The following is a 16,237-nucleotide window of genomic DNA, read 5'->3' as shown; positions in this document are numbered from 1 at the left end:
TGGAGAATGCGCGTGGTGGCACTGCACGACGTTTGCAACGACGGCGGCTATCCCAGACGGGGCGAATGCGAGCGTCTTGTGAGGGCCGGCGCGCTCGGCGGGATCGCCAATGTGGGGCGCGTGATCGAGACCGGCGAACCGGTGTACCTCGTCGAGTTTGATGGGCAGGCGTCGGCTGCACTGAGGACGAAATTGATCCTGCCACGCTGCGACCATTGATCGAGAAAGACGAGTTCGGCCTATGAAAGTTCATGTGTTCGTCGCTGGACGTTCGTCGCCCGGCGGGCCGGCGCCTTTTGCTCGCGCCGCTAGTTCGAAGCGATGCACGTACCTGCGGCGCAAATTTTTGCGACCAACCCAGGAGGTCTCAACGTGAAACTCATGATTCGAAAGGACAGAAAAGGCATTCTCAGCGCCTACGTGACGAAGAAGAATCTGGATGAGCCGATCGTCTGCATCGCTCAGGCGCAGATGTGGAGCGGGCTCATTACGCTCGCAATCGGCTGGCGGTTCCAGTTGCCAGAGATGGCTGCCGACACTACGCTTCCGGTCACTGTAGAAGCGTGGCGCGTGGCGGGCGGGCACGACTGACATGGCGCTCACAGCAAATCAGATTAGTGTGATAGCCGAGTTGATTCGCAACGAACCGACGCTGCTGGAAGCTGCGGCAAGTTGGCGAAAGCGCTATCCCGACGTGCGTGTCATGCGGATCGGCGCGGTCGAACTGCGCAATGAAAAGCCGGTTCTCGAGTTTCGTGGCCGCCGCGTCTATCTCGCGACGTCGACAGGGTTTTGCGTGTCTGTGACGGCACAGGCAAGTGAGGCCGATATGCTCATCCTAGCCGAGGAGTGAGCCTGCGATGGCGACTGACCAAATCACACTTAGCGAGCCAGCCTGCGGGGCGCGAGAGAGCGAACTCGTCCATGCAGTACTGCAGTGTTCGCCTTGGAGCGATGGACCAATGCTCGATTCGTTTGAGGCTGCCTTTGCCGGCTGGAGCGACCGCGCCCACGCGGTGGCCGTGGCGAGCGGCACGCTCGGCACCTGGATTGTGCTGCGTGCGCTCGGCATCGGCCCGGGCGATGAAGTTATCTGCGCGTCGCACACGTGGCATCAGGTCGCGCACGCGATCACCCTGGCAGACGCGGCACCGGTGTTTGCCGATATTGATTACTGGAGCGGCTGCCTCGACGTGGCCAAGGTACAGCGGAAGATCGGTAAGCGCACGCGCGCAATTCTCGCTGGCAATACCAACGGGCATCCGGCGGCCTGGGGACCGTTGCGCGAGCTTGCCGATGCGAATAATCTCACTCTGATCGAGGACAGCACTGAGGCGCTCGGCTCACGCTATGGGGGGCGCGGTGTGGGATCGTTCGGCAAAGCCACGGTGTTCGACTTTTCGGCGCCCTCGGCCCTGTGCGCAGGAGAAGGCGGGATGATCGTCACCGATGACGAAAGCCTGGCGTACGAATTGCGTTGCCTGCGCCGGCGTTTGACCGCGGACCGCAAGTCGGTCTCGCTCGGTGCTCGTGTGCCGTTGCAGACCGGCATGAGCGAGCTGACCGCCGCGCTCGGCCTGGCACAGCTGGCGGGGCTCGACGAACGACTCACCCAACGCAAGCGTGTGGAAGCCTGGTATCACGAAGCGATGGAAACCCTCGAGGGTATCAAGCCGCCGTATCAAGCGGAGGACGCGGAGGAAGTGCACTGGATGCTTTTCGTCGTGCACCTGGGCAAGCGGTTTACTCATAGAGCGCGCGCCCAGATGATCGACGACATGCAGGCTTGCGGCATAGAAACGGCGGCGTACAGTCATCCGTTGCACGAGCAGTTCCACTACATGAAGGCCGCCGACGTTCTCGGTGGCCGGCGCGGCTCCTTGCCTGAAACGGAGCGGATTGGCGACCGGGCACTTGCGTTGCCGCTGCACACGCAGCTTAGCGCACGCGACGTGAGATACATCGTCAAGACATTGAAGGACACCGCGACCAACGTCGGCGCAGGGGCCGCTATCTATCGCTAGGTCATCGATTCGCGCTTCTTTTTGGCTCGATACGATGAAGATGGCGGGGCCGCCGTGCTGGTGCTGCGCCTTTTCCGCTCTGGCCTCTGGCGCAGGAGTTCGCTGCGCTCCGCAGCCGAGTAGTGGCTGAAATCTCCTTCCCGCGCCGCCTGGCGGCGTGCCGCAGTGATGATCGCCTTGCTACGCGCAGGGCCCGACGGCGCACTGAGCTGTTTATCCAGTTCGGTACTGCGGCAGTGCGGACAGACGGGCGTCGTGCCAGCGCGCACCAGTGTTTCGAACCGCAACTTGCAGTTGCGGCATACATAATCGTGGAGCGGCATAAAGCAGAGATTTTTTCGGCTGGCGATCGCGGCTACTGATGCGTGAACAGGCCGGTCGGGGCAGTCCGCGATCGGTAATCAAAAAAATGTTTGTGCTAAACCTGCTCCGCAGGCGTTTGCTTCTATGGACATTGAATGATCGTCGCGGTGATTTGCGATACCCGGCGGGCTGACGGAGCCGGTTGCGAGAAGACAGCGGGAATGCGGACGTCAATGGGTAAGAAATATGAAGTTTCGCAGCATTGTGATGGTGCGATGACGCCAAGGTACGAGTGGGTTCGGGTTGGCCGCGTGGGCGAAGACGTCTACGCTCAGGTCAAAATGATCTACGAGGCATGCGGCTCCATGCGCGTCATTGATCTGCCGCCGTACCCGGCCGGCCACAACATGGGCACGAACCGGATGAGCGAAAAATCCCGTGACGGCGTCGTCAACAGTTGGGGGCAGGCGCACGAGGCGACGAATCTTTTCGTCTCAGACGGCAGTCAATTCACCACGAGCAGCGCAGAGAACCCGACGCTCACGATCGTCGCTCTCGCCATCCGCCAAGCCGAGTACATCGCGGATGCGATGCGGAGACGGGATATCTGACAAAGCGGAGCCTCTCGACGAATTGCTGTTTGCTGGAGCGCTTGCTTCGTGAGATACAGTTGAGCGATCTTATTAAAAGAAACGGTCGCGTCTAGACGTTAGTTTGGTAGCAATCTCGTCTATGAGATTTTGATCAATTTCTCGTCGTCTCTTTCGCGACGCTACGAGGCACGCCTGAGAGCGAAGGACAAGCCCGTCTTCAAGCACTTTCAGATGATTGGCCCGCAAGGTCGTCCCCGTCGTTGTGACATCTATAATGGCATCAGCCGAACCAGTTGCGGGAGTTCCTTCGGTAGCACCGAGGCTCTCAACGATGCGGTAAGCACGCATGCCATGTACACCGGACAAGAATCGCTGGGTCAGCCGTCGGTATTTCGTTGCGATCCTGAGCCGCCGACCGTAACGTTCGTGGAAGTCTGCCGCGACATCGTCAAGGTCCGCTATCGTCTCGACGTCCACCCAGGCCTGTGGGACGGCAAGGACAATGTCAGCTCTCCCGAAGCCCAGCCGTGCGATGATTTCCATCCTTTCCTGCCAGTCGTCTCTACTTTCCACTAACAGGTCTTCACCGGTGATTCCTATCTCGACGACGCCTTGCGCCAGTTTGGCCGGAATCTCAGAAGCCGTGAAGCAAACTACCTCAACTTCGTTCCTACCAACAAAGCCTGCCGTGTATTTTCGTTCGTTGGGTTGCTCAACCGGCAACCCGGCCACAGCTAAGGCATCAAAGGTCTGCTCCTTCATCCGTCCTTTTGAAGGAATCGCGAGTGAAATTGTCACGTCAATGCTCCCTGCAGAAGTTGCACTTGGTCAACAAATGCGGATAGGCCAATCGCCGGAATCGGGCGATCTGCTCCGAGCAGCTTGGGCAATCGATCATACCGTCCACCGCTAGCAAGTGGCCTGTCAATTCCCGGGGCGCGGATATCAAACAGAAGCCCAGTATAGTGGTCAAGGTGCCGACTGAAGGATGCATCGTAGGTTAATTGATCTGGAGAGCCGCTCTCTCTGGCGAGCACCTCCGCTCGTCGGACAAAGTTGTCGAACGCTATGCCAAGTGTCAATCCTGCAGATTTCGCGAGCCCAGCTATTTCGTCAACGGCTTGATGAAGAGGAGCGCGGATGGCTAGGAAACTGTTCACTACATCGAAGGCGCTCTGTGGCACTTGGGCATTGGCAAGTTCCGTCGTCTCGATGAGCCGTGCAGCAATCTCCTGAGGTGTGCGTCCCGCAGCGGGAGAAAGCCCGCCTTGCCTCATCACATTCGCAACATAGGCGGTTATGGCTGTCCAGTCGGCTCTCGCGAGGAAATCTCGGACCACAAAATCAAGGTGGCTGCTACGCAAAGGGTGCTCGACGGTAGTGCAATTTGCACCCCAGCGCAGACGTAAGCCGGACGCCCGAATGAGGCGCTTCTGCCAGCGACGAGGGAGTTCGAGGGCAGCGAGCACGGCTTCGAATAGTCCCTGGTCGCCAATCACCGTGACTAGTTCGCGCCCCGACAGCAAAAGTTGGACGAGGGCGTACGCATCGGAGATCGACCGGGCGTCGGCAGTCGGAACATCCGAATCACCAAGATCAACGAGACCTGCCTGCAGGAGGCCATTTCGACTTGGAGGTTCCTTGCAGAAACTCTTATCGAAATACACATAACGCCGAGGGTTCGGAGCTCCGGATCTAATGTACTCTAGGCACACCGGTATCGTGAACTCTGGTCTGAGACACAGCATCTCTTGATCCTCGCTTTCTGTCAGGAAGAGAGCGCTGCGCTGTTGTTCGCCCATAACATCTAAGAATGGATCAGCGGGCTGAACGGTTGCCACTTCTATAAGATTGGCACCGCGGCTCGCGAAGGCCTGGGCGATAGTTTGCGCGATGGAGGAATATTGAAGATGCATAGTGGATGAAGTCTGCATTTCTGAATTGTCCGCAACACAAGCTTCCGGCGGCCGATGGAGAAGGAGCTATCTCTTGGATCTGCCGTCGGCGCTTATAGTCCCGATGACCCGCGCCGACTCGTCGGTCGCCAGCGCGTCTTCACGGAAACGCCTCTAGTGGATAAGTCGCGGTTCAACCTGTCGGTGGACTCTACCACCGGCGTCACCAAGTAAGCACGGATTGCGCCAACCAAGAAAGGCTTTTAACCGTCTTTTTGCGGTAGGGACCGTGTCGCATGTACGACATTGTCGGACAACAACAGCGTCAAATGCGTCGTTGAAACTGAGCGGTTTCAAGAGTGAAGCGCAACAGGGGCCTACTGAATGGAGGCTGAGGTCATCGAAGCGGTTGCGAGCATGCGTTCGAAGACCTCGAATGGTGAATGATACGTATGGGTGGCGCGAGGTCGGCTGTTGAGGCTGTCAGCGATGGCATTGAGTTCGTCCTGACTGTGGATGGAGAGGTCAGTGCCTTTGGGCAGATACTGCCGCAGCAGCCCGTTGGTGTTCTCGCAGGTACCGCGTTGCCATGGGCTGTGCGGATCGCAGAAGTACACGCGCACGCCGGTGGCGGCGCTGAGTTCCTGATGCCGGGTCATTTCCTTACCCTAGTCGTAGGTAAAGCTCTGGCGCAGTGGTGCGGCGATGGAATTCAGTTTGGCAGTAAAGCCCGCCAGTGTCGAGGCGGCGGTGGCGTCTTCCATCTTCGCCAGCAGCACCAGACTGGTACGCTCAACCAGCACACCGACGGAAGGCTGGTTGCCAGCGCCCTTGATGAAGTCGCCCTGCCAGTGACCTGGCATCACCCGGTCGTCGACCTCAGGCGGGCGTACATGGATGCTCACCATGTCGGGGATCTGGCCGCGCCGGGCAGTGGCCCGCTCGTGTGACATACGCGCGCTGTGGCCGTGGCGCAGACAGGCGATCAGTTGGCGTCGCAGCTCACCGCGTGGCTGCGGATAGATGGCGGTGTAGATGGTCTCGTGCGAGACGTGCTGGGTCGGATCGCTGGGCCACATTCGCTTGAGGGTACCTGAGATCCGCTGGGGCGAGCACTTCCATTCCTGCAGGGTGAGTACGACGCGCCACGACACGCTTTGAGGGTGCAGCTTGGGACATGGGCGCGCAGCCTCGTCGGCTCGTGCCGAGCGACTGCGCCGGCGCAAACGCATAGCCCACGGCAGAGCACTTGTTTCTGCTCAGCTCGCGGCTCACGGTGGATGCCGGGCGCCCGAGTGTTCGGGCCATGGCACGAACACTCGAACCCTGCTGCTTCATGCTACGCATAGTGGCCCTTGTACTGTTCGAATATCGCCGATACGGTCCTTCAAGCACGCATATTTAGCGAGATGTCCATGTGCACCGTGACGTCGCGTGTACTGCATGGCTATGGATTTAGTTGACTGCTTGTAGTTGACGCCGCGCTGTTTAGCATTCTATCGCCGCTTGCGGACTTTTCGTCGAAATGGACCGCCTGGGTGTCTGCGCTGCTCAGTGGCTTCATTCCCGTGCTGCGATTCACGAGTCACGAGACTCAATTCCTCGGCCTGTGCGTAGATCACGCCGGGAGGCGTTCGACCTCCGACAAGCCTCGACGGCGTCGTGCAGCGAATGTCGCTCGGGTTAGACGCGGCGATTGGCGGCTTGGCGGTGGAGCGTTCCCGAGGAGCAAATCGACACCAGTCAATCATTGGTCAGGACCTCACACCCTCGTTTCTGATGGCGAACTTGTGCGGCATCTCCTCGATCCCGGCCGCGCGGCGCCTGCCGCCTTGGGCCCGGGACGAGATCGAATACGGTGGCCGCAGTTGATGCCTTTGAGAAGAATGCTTGGTTGGCGCGGTCCGTGCTTGATTGCCTTCGAGCGTGACACTGACGGGCGCGTTGTATCTACCACTCCATGCCGGCTTCCGGAATCTGGCAGCGTCTAGGTTGGGCTCCGATTTCTGTGACTGATTCATCTTGTAGTAGGGCTGGCTTACCCATGCATTAATGAGACCATTCAAAAATGCAAACTAAATTGATCTTGCCTCGCCGATACTCCGCTATCGCTCGAACCAATGTGCGGACTTTCACGAGCCACAGTGCCGGTCATGAAGAACCGTCGCCGCTGCAGTCTTTCAGCGTTTTGCACGACCACTGCTGCAGCGTCACCTCTGGTTGGGGGAGCCGTCGCGGGGCAGACAAGAGCCGGTTTGCTCTAGGGCGCGCCTTACGGCCAGCCACGCGAGAACTCCTAGCTACGCGCGCCCGGCGAGCGCGACGAAGCACGGACGAAATGACGCTCGACGCCTTGGTCCCCGGGGGACGTGGTCCCGAATCGCCATATACTCAACTTCCTGTTATGGCTGATGCGGTCAGCACTGACTCTTTGCTGTCAGGGGCTAGGCGGTGAGTCGTTACTGGAGCGACCTCGTTCAGCGTCTCATGCCATATGTGCCCGGCGAGCAGCCGGCGAGTGCGTATCCGATCAAGTTGAACACAAATGAAAACCCGTACCCGCCGTCGCCGCTGGTACAAGCGGCCATTGCCCGCGAGCTAGGTAGCGCGGGTGAGACCCTGCGCCGCTATCCCGATCCGCTCGCGCGACGCCTTCGCGCAACCGTCGCTGCCTATCACGGCCTGAAGCCGGAGCAGGTGTTTGTCGGTAACGGCTCGGACGAAGTGCTTGCCCACACTTTTGCGTCACTGCTGAAGCATGAGCGGCCGCTGCGTTTTCCCGACATCACATATAGCTTCTATCGCAGCTACGCACGGCTTTACAACGTGCGCTATCGGGCCATTCCGCTCGCCGGCGACTTGTCGATCCGAATGGACGACTACCTTGGCGACGTGGGCAGCGTGCTGTTCGCGAATCCAAACGCACCCACCGGTCGCGCTTTGCCGCTCGCGGACATAGAGCGAATTGTCGCCGGAAATATGTCGTCGGTGGTCGCAATTGACGAGGCCTATGTCGATTTCGGTGCGCAATCCGCGGTCCCTCTGATTGACCACTATCCCAACCTAGTTGTCGTTCAGACAACGTCGAAGGCTCGTTCGCTCGCTGGCATGCGCGTCGGCTTTGCATTCGGCCACGCATCACTCATCGAAGCGCTCAATCGCGTGAAAGACAGCTTCAACTCGTACCCTCTGGACCGTCTCGCGCAGGTCGCGGCACAGGCTGCTTACGCGGATCATCACCACTATCGGATGACGTGCGAGCGCGTGATCGCGAGCAGGGAGCGGATGAAGCGGGCGCTCCAGAGCCAAGGTTTTGACGTGGTACCGTCTACTGCGAACTTTCTGTTCGTGCGTCATGCTTCGCACGACGCTGCAATGCTTGTGGCACGCTTAAAAGATCAAAGCATCTTCGTGCGGCATTTCAAGCAGCCACGAATCGACCAGCATCTGCGCATCACCATCGGAACTGAAGAGGAATGCGACGCAGTCGTCGCGGCGCTGCGCGAATTGCTCGCTTGACCCCAATCGGACCCCCACCGCGGGCTCTCTCCCTTGCGAGGGAGGTCGGTTATGCCATTTTCGGCCCTGCGGCAACGGCAATCAGACGGCCGACTTCGATGCCTTCGAGCAGTTGGCGAGTCGAACGATGCGGGCCGTGGAGGGCGACAATGATTGCGTCCGGTGTAGCGACATTCATCTTGGCCGGTAGTGAGGAGTCGGAGGCGGCGTAGCCGCCGCAGACGACGAGCTGCCGGCGGCGCCGGGTCGGCGAGGTCTAGGATGGCTGACTGAATCTAAAAAGAGGCGGTCAGCCCATGTCTGGAACCCGCATCACCGACCAACAGGTCCGCCTCTACATGAACCAGCGCAAACTTCATCCACAGAAGGTCGCCGCAGCGAAGTCGGGCATGAGCGAGCGCACGGCGCGCCGCGTCGAACGTGAAGCCGGGCTTCCGTCGCAGCAGCCCCGGCGCTACTGGCGCTCGCGTCCTGATCCATTTGCCGACGTATGGGAAGCCGAAGTCGTCCCATTGCTGCACAGTGCCCCAAAGCTGAAGGCGATCACGCTGCTGCGCAAATTGCAGGAAGACCATCCCGAGCGCTTTCCCGACAGCATGCGTCGCACGTTTGAGCGGCATGTCAGCCAGTGGCGCGCGCTCGAAGGGCCGAACCGGGAAGTGTTCTTCCCTCAAACGTATCAGCCAGGCGCGCGAGGCCTGTCGGACTTCACCCACATGGACAAGCTGTGCGTGACGATTGGCGGCGTTCCGTTTAACCACCTGCTGTATCACTTTGTGCTGGCGTTCTCGCGCTGGGAATACGCCAGTGTGGTCGATGGCGGAGAGAGCTTCCAGGCGCTCGCGACGGGATTGCAGAACGCGCTGTGGCAGGCCGGCGGGTGCCCGCGCGAACACCGCTCCGACAGTCTGTCGGCGGCCTTCAGGAACCTGCAGGAAGAGGAAGACTTCACAGCTCGCTATGCGGCGCTACTCGAGCACTACGGGATGCAAGGCACGCGCAACAATCGTGGCATGGGTCATGAGAATGGCAGTGTCGAATCCTCGCATCGCTATCTGAAGGATCAGATCGATCAGGCCCTGGAGCTGCGAGGTCACCGCGACTTCGCGGACCGGGGCGCGTACGACGAGTTCGTGCGCGGGGTGGTGATGCGCCGCAACCGGCGTAATGCTGCAGCGTTCCAGATCGAGCGCGAACACCTGCTGGATCTACCTGAGCACCGTACCACCGACTTCGACGAAGAAGAGGCGCGCGTGACACGCTGCGGCACGTTCACCGTGCGTTGCGTCCTGTACAGCGCTCCGTCGCGGCTGATCGGTCATCGCCTGAAGGTACGCCTCTACAGTGACCGGCTCGATTGCTATCTGTCCGGCGCGCTCGTGCACAGCACGGCGAGAGCCACACACACGAGCAAACGGCGCGGTCGCGGCATCGACTACCGGCACTTCATCGATTCGCTCAAACGCAAGCCGCAGGCCTTCCGGGGCCTCGCGTTCCGTGACGATCTGTTTCCGCGTGAAGCCTACCGTCGGACCTGGGAGCGACTGGAGCAGGCGCTGACGCCGCGCAGCGCATGCAAGACCATGGTCGGCCTGCTTGAGCTGGCAGGAAACCACGGCGTCGAGGCGCAACTCGCCGAGAGGCTCGATGCATTGCTCGAACTCGGTGAACTACCCGATCTGAGGGCGCTGTTCGATGAGTTGGCGCCGCGCCAGGCCGAGTGTCCGATGGTTGTCGTCGAGATGCCGTCTGCCGCGCTTTATGACACGTTGCTCGATGAGGAGCTGCTCGCATGAACGCCGCCTACGATGCTGGCCGTATCGCGCTGATGCTCAACGAATTGCGGCTGCCCACGATCAGCCGGTTGTGGCCGGACTTCGCTGAACGCTCGGACAAGGAAAGCTGGCAGGCGTCGCGCTTACTCGGCGCATTGCTCGAACATGAACTCGCCGAGCGGGCCAAACGGAGAATCGAGCGTCATCGAACCGAGTCACATCTGGATCCGACCAAGACGCTCGCCACCTTCGACTTCGGCGTTGTGCCGATGGTCTCGAAGGCGCATGTGATGGCGCTGGCCACCGGCGATTCGTGGCTTGAGAAAGGCGCCACGATCCTCCTGTTTGGTCCACCCGGCGGCGGAAAAAGTCACTTGGGGTCCGCCATCGGCCATGCGTTAATCGACGCCGGCTATCGCGTCTTGTTCACGCGCACCGGCGAAATCGTGCAGAAGCTCCAGGTCGCGCGCCAGAGTCTGCAACTGCCTTCGGCGCTCGCGAAGCTTGACCGCTTCGACCTGATCATCCTCGATGATCTGTCGTATGTGAGGAAAGACCAGGCCGAAACCAGCGTGCTGTTCGAGCTGATCGCCGAGAGGTATGAGCGGAAAAGTCTTCTGATAACAGCCAACCAGCCGTTCTCAGGCTGGAATGACGTCTTCCCGGACCCCGGCATGACAGTGGCGGCCATTGACCGGCTTGTGCATCACTCGACGATCTTCGAACTGAATGTTGAAAGCTATCGACGCCGCAAAGCCAGCGACAAACAGAAGGAGCGGCGCCGTCAATTACCCGCTGACAATCCGAACGGAGCGACAACCATGTCCAATTGACAGCGACAAACATCTCGACCGACCGGCCAAGATGTTTGTCGGTAAACCGGACTTCCTGCTTGACGCTGTCCACGTGCCGCGACGAAGGCACCGTCGGTAGGCACGGCGAACCAGCGTTCTACGTGATTGAGCCACGAGGCCGAAGTCGGTGCGAAGTGAACCTGCAATCGGGGAAGACGAGTGGACCCTGCCTTGATCGAGGAGTCTTGTGTGTGCCGTAATTGTCCATCACCCAAATACACATCCAGGTCGGGCGGCACGCCGGCTTCGATGGTGCGCGGGAAAAGCGGGAATTCGCTGCTGCGATGGCGCCAGTGCACGTCGCCGGTCACCTTGCTGGTGACAATTTCGAGCGCAGGAAATAGTGTGGCCGCACCGTGACGCATGTATTCATAAGTGCGTCGCTCGGGAATGCCTGGAGCGAACGGCAATATGGGCTGTGGGCGGTCCAATGCCTGTATCTGGCGCTTCTTGTCAACGCACAGCACCATCGCCCTAGATACTGGCCGACAATATTGCGCACTTTGTCGACGAACAACGGATCGCTAGAGAGCTTAGATGTGTGATTCACACACATCGTTTTAACTAAAATGAAGCGATGAACCGAGAGATTGCGACTCGATTACGTTGGGTGCTGATGTATCACGAGACCGGCAATGCCGGTCTCGTATGCGCTAGGTGCGGCATCTCGAGACCGACACTTCGCAAGTGGCTACGGCGCTATCGGGATAGTGGAGAAGAAGGTCTTCGCTCTCAAAGTCGTCGCCCTCTTAACAGTCCAAACCGGAAGGTTTTCGAGGCTGATCGGGCAACGATTCTCCGGCTGCGCTCCGAACACAAGGGGGCACGCCGGATCCAGAACGAGCTGCGGCTCCACGAACAACGAGAACTATCCCTCGCAACAATTCACAAGGTGCTCAGCAAGTCATCTGTGAAGCCGTTAGTGCGTTCCAGGCGACCGGCACATCCCAGACGCTATAGCCGCCCGGTTCCGGGGGATCGGGTCCAAATGGACACGATGAAAATCGCCCGAGGCGTCTATCAATATACGGCCATCGATGACTGCTCGCGCTTCCGCGTACTGGGTGTCTACCCGCGCAGAAACGCCCGAAATACGCTGCTTTTTCTTGATCGGGTCATTGAGGAGATGCCGTTTCCGATCCAGCGTATCCAGACTGACAAGGGCGGCGAATTCTTCGCCGAATCAGTGCAGCGTCGCTTAATGAGCGAGTGCATCAAATTCCGGCCAATCCCGCCGCGCTCTCCACATCTCAATGGCAAGGTCGAGCGTTCCCAGCTTACTGACCTGAACGAGTTCTGCTCCCACCATGGCCCAACCGAGAAAGAGATTGAACAGCGAATTGAGGAGTGGCAGTTCGACTACAACTGGCGCCGTCCGCACGGCTCACTCGGCGGTAAGACTCCGGTCGATCGCATCGCAGAAGTGGGCGAAAACACACCTCTCGTAGAGCAGGTTGAAAGCGTCTACGACGAGTCGAAAGAGCGAATCCGGCACCGCGAATGGCGAATCGACGGGACCCTTGCCGAACATCATCGGCGGCTGCTTGAGTTCGTGTCTCCTACCGGAGGCACGAACTCAAGCAGGACTGGAAAGCGATCTTCAAGAAAGTGAAACAATGTCTGTGAATCGCACAGTTCATCGACATCGGCGGCTTTCCTTGCCCAACTCATCGGCCAGTGCACCTGATCGATCTGGCCGCGGCCCGTTCACCTGGACGGTCACCGCCAATTCCGTCCTCGAAAAGATCGGGCGTTTATGCAGATTCGCTTCTGCTAGACGCGCGAAGTAGGAGCATCGATAACAGCCAAGGAGCGCCGAGGGAGCCAGCGGTCTGAAAACAACGGCAGACCTTCAACCATTTCTGCGAGGATAGCTTGTACTCGATTTCGCACGCCATCGTCCGTAGGATTTCTCAGCAGCGTGCCAATTAAGGTTCCAATATGGAGGAAGTCTGACCTGCCAAGCCCTCTCGTGGTCATGGCGGCGCTTCCCATTCGCACGCCGCTGGACAAGCTTGGGGGCTGCTTGTCAAAAGGAATCACATTCTTATTTGTGGTGATGCCAGCCTGCGTCAGAAGCTGCTCGGCCTCTAGGCCTGATAATTCGAAATCCGTGACGTCCGCAAGCAAGAGGTGGGTATCTGTGCCTCCGGTGACCAACCGTACGCCTTCGTCACGAAGCCCCTCAGCTAGCGCCTGCGCGTTTTCAAGAACTGCACTGGAATATTGGGCGAATTCGGGTTCGGCCGTCTCCTTGAAAAGAGCAGCTCTCGCCGCAATGATGTCCATTTTTGGCGCGCCCTGAATACCCGGGAAAACTGCTCGGTCAATGGCGTGACCCCATTCCTGCCGGCACATCAGAACCGATCCGCCACGCGGACCACGCCATGTCTTGTGCGTGGACGACGTCACGAAGTCCGCGTGTGGCACCGCAGATGGGACAACGCGTGCGGCCATTAGCCCCGCAACATGAGCAATATCGGCCCAGAGCAATGCATCCACTTCTTGGGCAATATCGGCGAAGGCCGCATAGTCGATATTTCGGGGATACGAGGAGCCTCCGCATATGATCAGTTTAGGCTTCGTTGCCTTCGCGATATGGCGGACTTCATCCATGTCAATCCGCTCTGTTGCCTTACCGACTCCATAGTGCCGCACTTGATACAGGCGACCGCTCGTATGAAACGCCGCCCCGTGGCTCAGATGACCACCGTCGGTCAGGCGCATTGAAAGAATTGGATCGCCTGGTTTCAGGACTGCCTGCAGGAGAGCCACATTTGCGATGGTCGCACTCATCGCCTGAACGTTTGCGTGTTCGCACCCGAACAGTTCTTTTAGGCGAGCAATGGCCAGCCCCTCGATCGCGTCGACGTATTCGCACCCGGCAGCGAATCGCTTGCCCGGATAACCTTCCGCATTTTTGTCTGCGAGTGCGCTTCCTTCCAGAGCCCGAGACCGCGGCGAGGAGAAGTTCTCAGAAGCGACAAGAGTGATCGAATCTTCCTGCCGTCTACTCTCGGCTTCCACGAGCGTGACGAGACAGGGATCGTCGATAGCCAGATGGCCTTGCCATCGAGGTGAAACTTCGTTAAGTCGGCCACGGATCGTTGTACTTTCATCGCTCATTAACCAGCTCCTCGGTAGAAAGAGATTTTGCGCGCGCGTTCCTAGCTGGCGCGGACAGCCACCAACGGATACAGGCGTCAGCAAGACATGCATCTGAATCGATCAGATCTTCAGCGATGGCCTCGCTGGGCAACACCATAGGCAACTCTGTGCAGCCAAGGATGATCACATCCGGGCACAACGACCTGCAAGCATCGAGCACGTGCACCAATTGCTTCCTTGACTCGTCGATATCTGCTGACTTGGCAAGCGCAATTGCGGAACTCGTCGAACGGATGATCTCGTCGTCGACATCGACGGACTGAATGTCAAAGCCTGCTAGCGCCTCGTCGTACAAACGAAGCTTCATCGTTGCGTGTGTCCCCAGAACAATTGCACTTCTCGCATTTAGATGCGCAGCATGCCTTGCGGTGGCCGATACCATGTCGATCAGTGGTATCTGCAACGATGACGCGAAGTGTCGACGCCAGTAGTGGGCAGTATTGCAAGGGATTGCCACGGCACCACATCCTGTACGTTCGAGCTGCGTCAGGCGTGTCCGAATAATCGTTTGGACACCCGCATCCCCGGCCTCGATTGCGGTGGACCGGTCGGGGATTTCCGGGCAGGAAAGTAGGACGAACGGGATATGGTCCTGATCGACTGTTGCCGGCGAGCGTTGTGCAAGTGTTCGAACGAAGCACGCCGTAGCCTCGCTTCCCATTCCCCCAAGGATACCGAGGCGACCTTTTCCAATCGAAGTGTCTATAAGCATGATATATCGCATATCCATGTAAATAAGGACCGCATCACCCGCACTTTCAGCGCAGACCGTCTCTTGTTCTATAAGTGCTAGGGCGGGCAATATATCGTTACGTGCAGGCACCCTGCTAATTTCGCCGCACGGGACGCCACCTGCTGCGACTCGCGGCCCGAGCTTCCTGGTGGTTAAAGGCTTGCGCAAGGCTCTACGCGCCATCCATAGACTACTCAGAGCAAACAAGAGCCGGTGTACCGCCAAAAAAACAACCGGCTTTAGCCATGGGAAAACGATCGCGAAATCTACAAGCGCAGAAACAAAGTGGAACGCCCCGTTTCGCCCCTCAAAGGCTTTCGTCGCATCTTGCCCGCCTCAAAAAACTGGGCGTGACGTTCCTTTGCTTTCATCAATTCGGCATTCCTTGTCAACGAACCAAATAGTGCTAGGGCTATGCTGAACAAGCCGCGGAATTTGCGACATGTCAGCGATTTGAACGTCGCCCAGTCATGAAGCCGGGATTGAGCTCTTGCTTTTCGGCCCTCGCGGGCCTTGTGGCGGGCAACTTTGCCCGCCTTTCGCCCACTATGGGCGTGCCGGTGCCATCAGTTTCTTGCGCGACAGGTAGAAGTTCGCCAGTGCGAGTGCGATGAACGCCCGGTTGGCGTTCTTTGCCAGCCCGCGATAGCGCACTTTGGTAAATCCCCACAGTCGCTTCACGACGGCGAAGACATGCTCCACCCGGGCGCGAATCTTCGACTTGTTGCGATTCTTGCCGCGCTGCACCTCGTCAACTTCGCCTCCCGCACGGCGCGTGCGCTGATTGGTGAAGTCGCGCGCCCTGGGCGCCTTGCTGTGGATCAGTTCCTTCTGGCTCGCATAGGCGTTGTCGCCGTAGACGCGCTGCTCCCGCCCGTGCAGCAATTGCGGCAGCGGATGTTTGTCATGCACGTTGACCGGCGTGAGCACCGCGCTGTGCGCCCGGCCGCTCTGGCTGTCCACACCGATGTGCAGCTTGGCACCGAAGTACCATTGCTCGCCCAGTTTGTGCGTCTCCAGCAGGCGCCGGAATTTGAGCAGCGTCGTCGCGTCCGGTACGGCTTCACAACCCAGGTCAATTCCGGCAAAGCGACGCAGGCTGGTGCTGTCGTACAGCGCCTCCTCGCACGCAAAATCAGCCAGATTGAACCAGTGCTGCACGAAGTGGATCCGCAGCATGCGCTCCAGGCCAATTGGCGGGCGGCCATTGCCGCGCTTCGGATAATGCGGCTCGATCACCACGCACAGCTGCGCCCATGGCACGATCGCATTCATCGTGTCGAGAAACTCGTCGCGCCGCGTGCGTTTGCAGTGGGTCTCGAAACCCGCACCTTGATCGGCTGCCATCGCCAGCGTCTGCTGCTTCATCCTGT

The 16,237-nt window shown here is 59.2% G+C and carries 13 protein-coding genes and 4 pseudogenes; 9 read left to right on the top strand and 8 right to left on the bottom strand.

Features of this window, described 5'->3' with window-relative positions; translation table 11 throughout:
• Positions 1-6: 6 nt before the first annotated feature.
• The 4 genes from B0G69_RS42560 to B0G69_RS38085 all read left to right on the top strand — a co-directional run bounded on the left by B0G69_RS42560 (position 7) and on the right by B0G69_RS38085 (position 2,024).
• Entirely contained in the window at positions 7-219 is a 213-nt protein-coding gene (locus tag B0G69_RS42560; protein ID WP_347232552.1) for a nitrogen fixation protein NifZ, read from the top strand.
• A 153-nt stretch (positions 220-372) separates the two neighbouring features.
• Complete coding sequence (gene nifT / locus B0G69_RS38095) at positions 373-591, top strand: putative nitrogen fixation protein NifT (protein ID WP_121325235.1); 219 nt, start codon at positions 373-375, stop codon at positions 589-591.
• Position 592: 1 nt separating this feature from the next.
• Positions 593-853, top strand: coding sequence for a hypothetical protein (locus tag B0G69_RS38090; RefSeq protein ID WP_121325234.1), 261 nt, complete (start codon positions 593-595; stop codon positions 851-853).
• Between the two features lie 7 nt (positions 854-860).
• Positions 861-2,024 (top strand): DegT/DnrJ/EryC1/StrS family aminotransferase, encoded by a 1,164-nt coding sequence (locus B0G69_RS38085; RefSeq protein ID WP_121325233.1) that lies wholly within the window; start codon positions 861-863, stop codon positions 2,022-2,024.
• A gap of 89 nt (positions 2,025-2,113) precedes the next feature.
• On the opposite strand, the pseudogene B0G69_RS38080 reads toward B0G69_RS38085, so the two are convergent.
• Positions 2,114-2,347, bottom strand: a pseudogene (locus tag B0G69_RS38080) (FmdB family zinc ribbon protein); the annotation flags it as partial.
• 324 nt (positions 2,348-2,671) lie between these two features.
• Between B0G69_RS38080 and B0G69_RS42555 the strand changes: the two are divergent.
• Positions 2,672-2,938: pseudogene (locus B0G69_RS42555) on the top strand (GMC family oxidoreductase); the annotation flags it as partial.
• A 72-nt stretch (positions 2,939-3,010) separates the two neighbouring features.
• On the opposite strand, the gene hisG reads toward B0G69_RS42555, so the two are convergent.
• The 3 genes and pseudogenes from hisG to B0G69_RS38060 form a co-directional block, all read right to left on the bottom strand.
• A complete protein-coding gene (gene hisG, locus B0G69_RS38070) occupies positions 3,011-3,718 on the bottom strand; it encodes an ATP phosphoribosyltransferase (protein ID WP_121325230.1) in 708 nt (235 codons plus the stop codon).
• Positions 3,715-4,854, bottom strand: coding sequence for an ATP phosphoribosyltransferase regulatory subunit (locus tag B0G69_RS38065; RefSeq protein WP_121325229.1), 1,140 nt, complete (start codon positions 4,852-4,854; stop codon positions 3,715-3,717). The genes hisG and B0G69_RS38065 overlap by 4 nt, the downstream gene beginning before the upstream one ends.
• Positions 4,855-5,192: 338 nt before the next feature.
• Positions 5,193-6,162: pseudogene (locus tag B0G69_RS38060) on the bottom strand (IS30 family transposase).
• Positions 6,163-7,266: 1,104 nt separating this feature from the next.
• Between B0G69_RS38060 and hisC the strand changes: the two are divergent.
• From hisC to istB, 3 genes are all read left to right on the top strand, one after another.
• Positions 7,267-8,334, top strand: coding sequence for a histidinol-phosphate transaminase (gene hisC, locus B0G69_RS38050; protein ID WP_121325227.1), 1,068 nt, complete (start codon positions 7,267-7,269; stop codon positions 8,332-8,334).
• A 296-nt stretch (positions 8,335-8,630) separates the two neighbouring features.
• Entirely contained in the window at positions 8,631-10,130 is a 1,500-nt protein-coding gene (istA, locus tag B0G69_RS38045; RefSeq protein ID WP_121315179.1) for an IS21 family transposase, read from the top strand.
• Positions 10,127-10,942, top strand: coding sequence for an IS21-like element helper ATPase IstB (istB, locus tag B0G69_RS38040; protein ID WP_121315180.1), 816 nt, complete (start codon positions 10,127-10,129; stop codon positions 10,940-10,942). Before istA ends, istB begins: the two co-directional genes overlap by 4 nt.
• A 104-nt stretch (positions 10,943-11,046) precedes the next feature.
• Here istB and B0G69_RS38035 read toward each other — a convergent pair.
• A pseudogene (locus tag B0G69_RS38035) lies at positions 11,047-11,510 on the bottom strand (transposase); the annotation flags it as partial.
• A gap of 30 nt (positions 11,511-11,540) precedes the next feature.
• Between B0G69_RS38035 and B0G69_RS38030 the strand changes: the two are divergent.
• Positions 11,541-12,575: an IS481 family transposase gene (locus tag B0G69_RS38030; protein WP_121325226.1), complete on the top strand. Its 1,035-nt coding sequence runs from the start codon at positions 11,541-11,543 to the stop codon at positions 12,573-12,575.
• Positions 12,576-12,736: 161 nt separating this feature from the next.
• Here the strand turns inward: B0G69_RS38030 and glyA are convergent, their stop codons facing one another.
• The 3 genes from glyA to B0G69_RS38015 form a co-directional block, all read right to left on the bottom strand.
• The gene (gene glyA / locus B0G69_RS38025) at positions 12,737-14,089 is read right to left on the bottom strand and encodes a serine hydroxymethyltransferase (RefSeq protein WP_121325225.1); all 1,353 of its coding nucleotides are present in this window, start codon (positions 14,087-14,089) and stop codon (positions 12,737-12,739) included.
• Complete coding sequence (locus B0G69_RS38020) at positions 14,079-14,861, bottom strand: amino acid racemase (RefSeq protein ID WP_158609057.1); 783 nt, start codon at positions 14,859-14,861, stop codon at positions 14,079-14,081. Before B0G69_RS38020 ends, glyA begins: the two co-directional genes overlap by 11 nt.
• Before the next feature lie 549 nt (positions 14,862-15,410).
• A complete protein-coding gene (locus B0G69_RS38015) occupies positions 15,411-16,232 on the bottom strand; it encodes a transposase (protein ID WP_121325223.1) in 822 nt (273 codons plus the stop codon).
• Positions 16,233-16,237 lie beyond the last annotated feature (5 nt).

The sequence above is a fragment of the Paraburkholderia sp. RAU2J genome, from assembly GCF_003634845.1.
Lineage (GTDB): Bacteria > Pseudomonadota > Gammaproteobacteria > Burkholderiales > Burkholderiaceae > Paraburkholderia > Paraburkholderia fynbosensis.
The sequence above is the reverse complement of the archived record's forward strand: the minus strand, read 5'-3'. Positions and strand labels throughout refer to the sequence as shown.

Bases quoted from the DNA above. Each gene is read 5' to 3' on its own strand.
- B0G69_RS42560 (WP_347232552.1), top strand. From the start codon at position 7: ATGCGCGTGGTGGCACTGCACGACGTTTGCAACGACGGCGGCTATCCC.
- B0G69_RS38090 (WP_121325234.1), top strand. From the start codon at position 593: ATGGCGCTCACAGCAAATCAGATTAGTGTGATAGCCGAGTTGATTCGC.
- B0G69_RS38085 (WP_121325233.1), top strand. From the start codon at position 861: ATGGCGACTGACCAAATCACACTTAGCGAGCCAGCCTGCGGGGCGCGA.
- B0G69_RS38065 (WP_121325229.1), bottom strand. From the start codon at position 4,854: ATGCAGACTTCATCCACTATGCATCTTCAATATTCCTCCATCGCGCAA.
- istA (WP_121315179.1), top strand. From the start codon at position 8,631: ATGTCTGGAACCCGCATCACCGACCAACAGGTCCGCCTCTACATGAAC.
- istB (WP_121315180.1), top strand. From the start codon at position 10,127: ATGAACGCCGCCTACGATGCTGGCCGTATCGCGCTGATGCTCAACGAA.
- B0G69_RS38030 (WP_121325226.1), top strand. From the start codon at position 11,541: ATGAACCGAGAGATTGCGACTCGATTACGTTGGGTGCTGATGTATCAC.
- glyA (WP_121325225.1), bottom strand. From the start codon at position 14,089: ATGAGCGATGAAAGTACAACGATCCGTGGCCGACTTAACGAAGTTTCA.
- B0G69_RS38020 (WP_158609057.1), bottom strand. From the start codon at position 14,861: ATGGATATGCGATATATCATGCTTATAGACACTTCGATTGGAAAAGGT.
- B0G69_RS38015 (WP_121325223.1), bottom strand. From the start codon at position 16,232: ATGAAGCAGCAGACGCTGGCGATGGCAGCCGATCAAGGTGCGGGTTTC.